Source organism: Microbispora sp. GKU 823 (assembly GCF_002027145.1).
Taxonomy (GTDB): Bacteria; Actinomycetota; Actinomycetes; order Streptosporangiales; family Streptosporangiaceae; genus Microbispora; species Microbispora siamensis.
The window spans coordinates 1-7343 of the sequence record NZ_MWJN01000188.1; the positions used below are offsets into that span (position 1 = coordinate 1).

Here is a 7343-nt window from a genome sequence, read left to right on the forward strand (position 1 = left end):
GCCTGCCTCATGCCGGCCCCCCGGGCCCCGCGCTGCCCGCGGTGCGGCTCCGCCGCCACCGCCGAGATCGCCCGCGCCGGCTCCACGGCCTGCAAGGCGCTGTGGCGCTGCGACGCCTGCCGTCAGCCGTTCGACCACGTGAAGGACCACTGATGCCGGCCGCCACCACCAGTGCCGCACGCGCGCGGCTGCGCTTCCACACGCTGACCGTCGCCGCCGTGGAGCCCGTGGCCGCGGACGGCAGCGCGGTCGCGGTGACCCTGCGCGTCCCGGACGAGCTGCGCGGGGAGTTCGCCTTCGTCCCGGGCCAGCACGTCACCGTGGCGGCGACCGTCGGCAGTGCCGCGGTGCGGCGCTCGTACTCGCTGTGCTCCGTGCCGGACGAGCTGGACGGGAGGGGGACGCTGCGGATCGGCGTCCGGGTCGTGCCGGGCGGGGTCTTCTCCACGTACGCGGCGCGGTCGCTGGCCCCCGGCGACACGCTCGACGTGCTTCCTCCGGTGGGGGCCTTCGGCACCCGCTTCGACTCCGCGCGCCGGCGCCGCTACGCGGCGATCGCGGGCGGCTCCGGCATCACCCCGGTGCTGTCCCTCGTGCGCGCCGGGCTGGCGACCGAGCCGGACAGCACGTTCACCCTGCTGTACGGCAACCGCACCGCCGACTCCGTGATGTTCGCCGACGAGCTGGCCGACCTGAAGGACCGTCACCCCCGGCGCCTGCACCTGGTGCACGCGTTCTCACGTGAGAACCCCCGGCTGGGGCTGGGCCAGGGCCGCCTGGACGCGGCGAGGCTGGCCGCCGTCCTGCCGTCCGTGCTGCCGCCCGGGGGCGTGTCGGAGTGGTTCCTGTGCGGGCCGGCCGGCCTGGTGCGCGACGCCCGGCGGGTGCTGTCCCGGCACGGCGCCGGCGACGCGGCGGTCCACGCCGAGTTCTTCCACCCGGACGAGCCCGCGGAGCGCGCCCCGCGCTCCCTCGCGCCGCCCCGCGCGCCGGTCGCCGGGGGCGGGCACGCGGGGAGCTGTGCGTGGTGCTGGAGGGACGCGCCACCACGGTGCGCGCGGCGGAGGGACAGACGATCCTCGACGCGGCCCTGGCGGCCCGCCCCGAGCTGCCCTACTCCTGCCGCAACGGCGTCTGCGCGACCTGCCGGGCCCGGGTGGTCGAGGGCCGCGCCGTCATGTCGGACCACTGGGCGCTGACGGACGAGGAGGTGGCCGCCGGCTACGTCCTCACCTGCCGCTCGGTGCCGGAGACCGAGCAGGTGACGGTCGACTTCGACATGGTCTGAGGCGGGGCGGAACCTGGGGCGCTCCATGGCGCCTCCTGGCACCTCGTGGCGGGCCCCGCGGCGCCTCGCCTCGTACGCCCCGTGCAGCCTGGTGCCGTCATTTGGCCGTGGCGGCCTTGTCCGCCGCCGCTCCCGCCTTCTCGCCGTCGTGAGCGGCGTGGTCGGGGGCGGCGTGGTCGTGGGCGGCGTGGTCGTGGGCGGCGTGCAGGGCCGTACGGAGGGCGGCCAGCGCGCGGACCGTCTGGCTGCGCACGGTGGAGCCCTCGCTGCCCATCACCCAGGCGGTCTCCTCGACGCTGCGGTCCTCCCAGTAGCGCAGGACGACGGCGGCCCGCTGCCGAGGCCCGAGGCCGGCCAGCGCCTTCAGGAGGAGGATCCGGTCCAGGACGAGGGCGTAGGGGTCCGACTGCGGCTCCGGCTCGGGCGGCAGGGGGTGCAGCACCTCGCGCGACCACCGGTGCGTACGCCGGTCGCTGCTGATGAGGCGGACCATGATGGTCCGGGCGTAGGAAGTGATCTTGTCTCGCTGCTCCAGCCTGTCCCAGCGCCGGTGGATGGCCAGCAGGGTGCGCTGCACGAGGTCTTCGGCCTCGTGCCAGTCCGCCGAGAGTATGAAGGCGGTCCGCCGCAGAGCCGGCCTCGCCTCCTTGACGTAGCGCGAGAACTCGTCGTCATGAGCCTCGGCCATCTCCCCAACTCCAAAACCGTGAACGCGCCCAAGGTGGGATGTGGATGCGAGGGCCGCCCGACCGGCGTGCCCGGCCCTGGGCCGACCAACTCCAGAATTCGCCCGGACTACCTGGCGTCACAACCCCTATCCAGGTCGCCGGCACCCTTATCCCAAGTCTGGGGTCCCTACTGGGGTTCAGGTCGATTCCCGCGGCATGCCGCCCCGCCTACGATCACCGATGTGAGCGTGGAGACGGGCAGAGGCAGGTTGCTGGCGATCAGCGACCTCCACGTCGCCTACGCGGAGAACCGGGCGCTGGTCGAGTCGCTGCGGCCGGAGACCGACGACGACTGGCTCCTGGTCGCCGGCGACGTGGCCGAGCGCATCGCGGACGTGGAGTGGGCGCTGAGCCTGCTCAAGGAGCGCTTCGCCACCGTCGTCTGGGTGCCCGGCAACCACGAGCTGTGGACGCCGCCGCGCGATCCCGAGGGGCTGCGCGGCGAGGAGCGCTACCGCCGGCTGGTCCAGGTCTGCCGCCGCATCGGCGTCCTCACTCCTGAGGATCCCTACGCCGTGTGGACGGGGGCCGGAGGGCCCGCGACCGTCGTCCCGATGTTCATCCTCTACGACTACAGCTTCAGGCCGCCGGGCACCTCCCGCGAGGAGGCCCTCGCCCGGGCGTTCGAGCTCGGTGTGGCGTGCACGGACGAGTTCCTGCTGCATCCGCACCCCTACCCCAGCCGGCAGGCGTGGTGCCGGAACCGGCTGCGGGAGACCGCGTCCCGCCTCGAGGACCGGGACCCCGGCCTCCCCACGGTCCTGGTCAACCACTTCCCGCTGCTGCGGGAGCCCACCGCCGTGCTGCGCCACCCGCACTTCGCCCTGTGGTGCGGCACGGAGCACACCTCCGACTGGCACCTGCGCTACCAGGCCACCGCGGTGGTCTACGGACACCTGCACATCCCCAGAACGACCTGGCACGACGGTGTGCGGTTCGAGGAGGTGTCGCTCGGCTATCCCCGCGAGCGGCGCCCCCACCACCGTGACGGCCGCCTGCTCAGGCAGATACTCCCGGCTCCCGCCGCGGCCCGGTGACCCCCGGCCGGTCGCATGCACGGATTGTGACCGGCGGACCACCGGACATATTTGGTCAGAAAAACTTCCCGACCCGTGCAGCGTTTTCCGCGCAACGTCGCGTGTAAATATGCGAACCGGCCGATCCCGCCATCATTCGGGCGGCACGCAACCGAAAAGAAACGGACAGGAAATAAGGCGGCGGCAACCGCCGGCCATTTACCCGAGTGACGGCGGGACGGCATCGCTCGGTCACCTCATATTCGCGGTTGATCTGACGTGAATTCGATACGGCGGCTCCGAGGCACGGGGTGAATGATGGACGAAGTGATCAATGCAGCGGTGCTGCGGGTCGTGCAGAGCATGCAGGAGAACCTCGGCGAACAACTGACGATCGACGACATGGCGCGCACAGCCATGTTCAGCAAGTTCCACTTCTCCCGGGTCTTCCAGCGGGTCACCGGCCTGTCCCCGGGCCGTTTCCTCTCGGCCGTACGGCTGCGCGAGGCCAAGCGCCTGCTGGCGTCGACCTCGCTGACCGTCACCGACATCAGCCACCGCGTGGGCTACTCCAGCGTCGGCACCTTCAGCTCCCGCTTCACGGGCAGCGTCGGCGTGTCGCCCACCCGGTACCGCCAGCTCCACTCGGTGCGGCCGGCGGTCTCCGTCCCGGCCCCCACGGGCACCGCCACCGTCCTCGGGAGGATCTCCTCTCCGCTGCGGGGTACTCCCGTGTTCGCCGGGCTGTTCCCCGACCGGATCCTCGAAGGCTGGCCCGTCAGCTACACCTTCGTCCGCGAGTCCGGGCCGTTCGTGCTGGAGAACGTGCCCGAGGGCAGGTGGCACCTGCTGGCGCACGCCGTCGCGGAGGGCCACGAGGACGCGCTCAACCTCCCCGCCACGGGCGACGAGGCACTGTGCGTGGGCCGGCTCGGACCGATCACGGTCCACCGGGACACCGAGACCCTGCACGCCGAGGTGCCGCTCCGCCCGATGACCCCCTTCGACCCCCCGGTGCTGCTCGCGCTGCGCGAGCTGCTGGCCGCGGAGCACGGCGCGGACGAGTCCCCCGCCCCGCGTACGCCCGCCCCGATCCCCGCTCAGCGGCGCGCCGCGCTCGCTGTGAGCCGCTGACCCCTCCACCCGCGCGACGGAGGCGCCGCCGATCCTCGCGCCGACCCGGTTCCCCTCGGTCCTGACCGCACCGTGGCGCCCTTCCGCCGTCGCGGCGGGACCTCGCTCCGCTCCTCCCCCACCGCCGCCTGCTCCGCGGGCTCCCTCTGGGCTGCCCGCGGTACGGCGCCGCGCGCACCGGCAGGGCGGACGGGGAAAGGGCTCCGGAGGAACCGGCGGCGGGGCGGCGGCGGGCCGGCGGCAAAAAGGCCGCCCTCCCGTTTCCGGGAGGGCGGCCGGCTCTGCCCGCGGCGGGCTACCCGGCGGACGGCCCGCGGACGGGCGCTGCCGGATGCACGGTCATCGGAAGCCCGCCCTTGACCCGCAGGGACAGCATGGCCTCCGGCACCACCTTGCGCCCCGGCACGTTGCGCAGCCGCAGGTCGCGGGCGACCATCGCGATCACGAACGTGGCCTCCATCATCCCCAGGTGGTTGCCGACGCAGAACCGGGGCCCGGCGCCGAACGGGATGTAGGCGTACCGGGGCCGGTCCGCGGGCCGCGCCGGGTCGAACCGCTCCGGGTCGAACCGCTCGGGCTCCTGCCAGAAGGCGGGGTGGCGGTGCAGCGTGTAGGGGCTGACGAGGACGTCGGCCCCGGCGGGCACGTGATAACCGCCGATCTCGTCGTCGTTCACCGCCTGTCGGGGCAGCATCCACACCGGCGGGTAGAGACGCATGACCTCCTCCACGACCATGGCGGTGTACCGGAGCCGGTGCAGGTCCTCGTAGACCGGCAACCGGTCGCCCAGCACCTCCACCGCCTCCGCGTGCAGCCGCTCGCGCACCTCCGGATGGTGGTCGATCAAGTGGAACGTCCACGACAGCGTGCTGGCCGTCGTCTCATGGCCGGCGAGCAGGAGCGTGACCAGCTCGTCGCGCATGCGCGTGCGCCCCACTGCGGGGTCGGTCTCCCGCCCGGTCGAGTCGATGAGCCGGGAGACGATGTTGTCGCCGTCGCCCGGCCTGGCCAGGCGGTCGGCCACCAGGTGGTCGACCACCCGCTGCAGCTCCCGGCGCGCGCGCCGGAAGCGCAGCTGCTTGGGCAGCGGGATCCACATCGGCACCAGGCCGAGCGTCACCATCTCGAACATGGCCTGGTCCTGCACGGCCTCGAACGCGTGGCCGATCCCGCCGAAGGAGCCGAGGTCGGCGTCGAGCAGCGTACGGCCGAGCACACCGAGCGTGAGCCCGGTCATCTCGCCGACGACGTCGACCGGCCCGCGCCCCTGGTGCGCCCGCAGGCGCTCCACCAGTGCCGCCGCCTCCTGCGCGATGGCCGCGTCCTGCCGGGCGATCCGCTTGTTCTGGAACAGCGGCTGGATCGTCCTGCGCTGCTTGCGCCACAGCTCGCCCTCGCTGGTGAGCAGGCCGTCGCCGATGGCCCGCCGGGCCTGCACCAGGCCGAGCCCCTTGCGGTAGTTGCCGCTGTTGTCGGCCAGGACGTGCTTGGCGTGGTCGGGGTGGTTGAAGAAGTACATGGTCTTGGGACCGATGGACAGCTTCACCGCGTCGCCGTACGACGCCGCCACGGTCATGAGCGCCAGGCGGTCGCGCACCAGCTTGGCGAACAGACCCGGCCCGGCCGTGAACGGAGGCCCGGGGGGCACCGCGCGGCGCCCCCCGGAGGACGGCGGCCGCGCCCGTCACGGCCGGGCCGCGCCGCCTGGTCAGAGTCATGCCGTCACCTCACTCCAGTCCGGCATGATCTGCCGGAACCTGCTCTTGTAGACCACCAGGGCGTCGCCGTCGGCCTCGTGGTCCACGGAGAGCACTCTTCCGATGAACACGGTGTGGTCGCCGCCGTCGTAGGAGCGCCACAGCTCGCACTCGAAGCGGGCGATCGCATTGTCGATCAGCGGCGTCCCGGTCAGCGGGCCGGGCGTCCAGGGGACGTTGTCGAACTGCGCGGCGCCCAGGGTGCGGTGCCGGTTGGCGAAGTGGCGGGCCTCGGCCTCCTGGTGCGCGGCCAGCACCGACACCCCGAAGAGGCCGGACTCCGCGAGGCACCCGTGCATGACCGCGGCGCGGTCGACGCAGACCAGCAGGAGTGCCGGGTCGAGGGAGACGGAGGTGAAGGAGTTGGCGGTCATGGCGTGCGGGATGGGACCGCCCGTCGTCACCACGGTGACCCCGGTCGCGAAGGAGCCGAACGCCTGCCGCAGGGCCTTCGCGTCCACCTCCTGCCGCACGGGGACGGAGTCGTGCACAGTCACGCTGATGCCTCCTGCTCGTTGTCTGGACGCCGCGCCTAGGGCGCGTACGGTTCGAGCGCCCGGACCAGGGCCTCGGGGACCCTGGCGGGGGCCGTACGGGTGTTCGGCCCGCGCATGCAGGCGACGCGCTGCCGGCCGCGGGCGACGAGGGTCTCCCGGCCGTCGGCGCGGTCCAGCCGGACGTAGTCGAAGCTGAACTCGACCTGCGTCTGGGTGAGATCGACCAGGCGCATCCGGATGGACAGCTCGTCGAAGGCGGTGATCTCCGCGAAGAACTCGCAGTCCACCTTCAGCGTGAACAGCTTCAGGTCGTCCTGCACATCGGCGAGCACCTCCGGCGCGCGCTCCTTGAGGAACATCTCCCGGCAGCGTCCCTGCCAGCGCAGGTAGTTGACGTAGTAGACGTTGCCGACGAGGTTCGTCTCCTCGAACCCCACCGTGTGCAGGTACTCGAAGTACTTCCCCATCGGTTTACGACCGCCCTTCGGTGAGAACCGCCACCACGACGGGGCCGGCCGCGTCCCGCAGGCTCGTGACGAGCGTCGCGATCCGTGGTCCGTCCCCCGCCGCCAGGACCGTCCAGGCGTCCCGCTGCGCGGGAAGGACGGTCAGCGGGGTGTCCGGCGCCAGGCCGGCCGACCGCAGGCACTCGGCCGCGGCCAGCACCCGGGCCCCCGCGGTGCCCGGGGCCTCGCCCGTGGCCGCGGCGACCCGCCCGGCGAGGGCCTCGTGCGCCGCCTCGGTCCACTCCACGTGCTCGGTCACCGGGACGACGGCGCAGCCCCAGGGGGGCCGGGGCGCCACTGCGCACAGGGTCAGCCCGGCCGCGTGGGAGGCCGCCACGGCGAGACCGCCGACCTCCGGCCGCCCGCCGTCGCCCACTTCACCGCCCGCCTGGCCTTCGAGACCGACGTGTCCGACGT

At 73.1% G+C, this 7343-nt stretch carries 8 protein-coding genes and 1 pseudogene; 4 read left to right on the plus strand and 5 right to left on the minus strand.

What is annotated here, in order from left to right; genetic code table 11:
- Window positions 1-152 precede the first annotated feature (152 nt).
- Window positions 153-821, plus strand: a pseudogene (locus tag B1L11_RS53515) (FAD-binding oxidoreductase); the annotation flags it as partial.
- A 230-nt stretch (window positions 822-1051) separates the two neighbouring features.
- On the plus strand, window positions 1052-1288 hold the full coding sequence (locus B1L11_RS53520; protein WP_256863421.1) for a 2Fe-2S iron-sulfur cluster-binding protein: 237 nt from the start codon (window positions 1052-1054) through the stop codon (window positions 1286-1288).
- A 97-nt stretch (window positions 1289-1385) separates the two neighbouring features.
- Here the strand turns inward: B1L11_RS53520 and B1L11_RS43480 are convergent, their stop codons facing one another.
- Complete coding sequence (locus tag B1L11_RS43480) at window positions 1386-1976, minus strand: SigE family RNA polymerase sigma factor (protein ID WP_079320988.1); 591 nt, start codon at window positions 1974-1976, stop codon at window positions 1386-1388.
- Window positions 1977-2198: 222 nt separating this feature from the next.
- On the opposite strand from B1L11_RS43480, the gene B1L11_RS43485 reads away from it, so the two are divergent.
- The gene (locus B1L11_RS43485) at window positions 2199-3053 is read left to right on the plus strand and encodes a metallophosphoesterase (protein ID WP_239109083.1); all 855 of its coding nucleotides are present in this window, start codon (window positions 2199-2201) and stop codon (window positions 3051-3053) included.
- A 297-nt stretch (window positions 3054-3350) separates the two neighbouring features.
- Entirely contained in the window at window positions 3351-4166 is an 816-nt protein-coding gene (locus B1L11_RS43490) for a helix-turn-helix domain-containing protein (protein ID WP_079320993.1), read from the plus strand.
- Between the two features lie 295 nt (window positions 4167-4461).
- On the opposite strand, the gene B1L11_RS43495 is transcribed toward B1L11_RS43490, so the two are convergent.
- The 4 genes from B1L11_RS43495 to B1L11_RS47695 form a co-directional block, all read right to left on the minus strand.
- Window positions 4462-5814 (minus strand): cytochrome P450, encoded by a 1353-nt coding sequence (locus B1L11_RS43495; protein ID WP_256863422.1) that lies wholly within the window; start codon window positions 5812-5814, stop codon window positions 4462-4464.
- Window positions 5815-5880: 66 nt separating this feature from the next.
- The gene (locus B1L11_RS43500) at window positions 5881-6420 is read right to left on the minus strand and encodes a flavin reductase family protein (protein ID WP_079320990.1); all 540 of its coding nucleotides are present in this window, start codon (window positions 6418-6420) and stop codon (window positions 5881-5883) included.
- 35 nt (window positions 6421-6455) lie between these two features.
- Entirely contained in the window at window positions 6456-6887 is a 432-nt protein-coding gene (locus B1L11_RS43505; protein WP_079320991.1) for a thioesterase family protein, read from the minus strand.
- A gap of 4 nt (window positions 6888-6891) precedes the next feature.
- A partial coding sequence (locus B1L11_RS47695) for a hypothetical protein (protein ID WP_179155594.1) occupies window positions 6892-7343 on the minus strand: 452 nt, incomplete at its 5' end.